The following is a 1638-nucleotide window of genomic DNA, read 5'->3' as shown; positions in this document are numbered from 1 at the left end:
AGAATATTTCAGAGAATATTTCAGAGAATATTTCAGAGAATATTTCAGAGAATATAGAAGACACAGTGTTACCAGATGATATGGAATATATCTCTGATACCAATGTCGCCATGCTGATAAGAACGCCAAAAGGTGGCCGCTTACTCATATACACTATGTTGTTGGCGCTGTTTTCCGCTATTGTCTGGGCCAGTGTTGCCCGGCTGGATGAAATTACCAGAGGACTGGGGATCGTCATTCCATCCTCCCGGTTGCAGGTGGTGCAAAATCTGGAAGGTGGGATTCTGGAGCAGATTTTTGTTAAAGAAGGTCAACAGGTGGATTCCGGGCAACCGTTGATGCAGCTGGATGATACTCGTTTCTCTTCCAGCTTTCGGGAAAGTGCCATTGAGTATTACAGTGAGCTTGCCAAAGCGGCCAGGCTAAAAGCCGAGTTGTCTGGTGAAGCATTGAGCTTCCCGGCTGAGCTGGACGACTACCCGGCTTATGTTAAACGAGAGCGGGAAATTTTTCATCAGCGTGCTGACCGCTTCATCGCAGAACTCAATGTCGCCAGAGAGCAGGCTATTCAGGCTGAGCATGAATTAGCAACTACAGAAGATCAGCTGATATTTTTGACCACCAGCTTTGAACTGGGACAGGATGAACTTGAATTGACCGTTCCTCTGGCAGAGCAGGGTGTTGTCTCCAGGGTTGAATTGATTCAGTTAAGACAACGGGTGAATGACCTGGAGTCACAAAAGCGAAGAACTGAGCTGAGTATTCCAAAATTACAAGCTGCCTATCACGAGGCGCTGTCACGTAAAGAAGAGGTTGTTCAGGAATATCGTGCTGATATTGTTCAGGAACTCAAGGAAACTGAAGTTCATCTGGATCAGTTAGGTGAGTCTAATCATGTGCTTGAAGACCAGGTAGACCGAACTCTGATTAAATCACCCATGGATGGCATTGTTAAGAAAATCCATGTCACTACGCTGGGTGGGGTCGTTCAGCCCGGTATGAGTCTGCTGGAGATTGTACCACTGGAAGATAACCTCATAATTGAAGCGCAAATTCAGCCAAAAGACATTGGCTTTCTGCGCCAGGGGATGAAAGCTGTGGTCAAGCTGACTGCCTATGACTTTGCGATTTATGGTGGACTCGAAGGCGAGGTTGAGCACATCAGTGCTGATACCATTAAGGATGAGAAAGGCGAGAGCTTTTATATTGTCCGAATCAGGACCAAAAATAACTTTGTCGGCTCAGAAGACAAACCGCTTGTGATTATTCCCGGTATGAGAACCAATGTGGATATTATCACTGGGGATAAGACGCTGATGGCCTATCTCCTTAAGCCTATTCTCAGGGCCAGGCAGAATGCTTTGACAGAAAGATAAACAGGGGGGGTTTACCGGTGATTTTACCTCCAATAAAAATCTTGTTATCGGTGCCAGAAATGAGCTGAGAAATCAGGCTGATAAGCTGGGCGCTAATGTTATCTACATTCAGGACATGAAAAACACCAATGCCCATGACTCATTATATCAATTCCGGATTCTAAATATGATAGCGAGCAAGTCATTTTGGACCGCTGGGCAAGGTGTAATGACGAGTGTGTGCCGTAGCACAAGCTGAGGAAGTGAAGGATTCCACTTTCAA

1 protein-coding gene and 1 pseudogene are annotated in these 1638 nt (G+C 45.8%); both read left to right on the top strand.

Going from position 1 to position 1638, the window contains the following annotated elements:
- Window positions 1–1376 (top strand): HlyD family type I secretion periplasmic adaptor subunit (locus tag KDK15_RS12075; RefSeq protein WP_306800329.1); only part of this gene is annotated, 1376 nt, incomplete at its 5' end.
- A gap of 16 nt (window positions 1377–1392) precedes the next feature.
- Window positions 1393–1614, top strand: a pseudogene (locus tag KDK15_RS21285) (DUF4156 domain-containing protein); the annotation flags it as partial.
- Window positions 1615–1638: the final 24 nt, after the last annotated feature.

The organism is Endozoicomonas sp. YOMI1, from assembly GCF_024606345.1.
GTDB lineage: Bacteria > Pseudomonadota > Gammaproteobacteria > Pseudomonadales > Endozoicomonadaceae > Endozoicomonas.
This window is presented reverse-complemented; position numbering and strand designations above follow the sequence as displayed.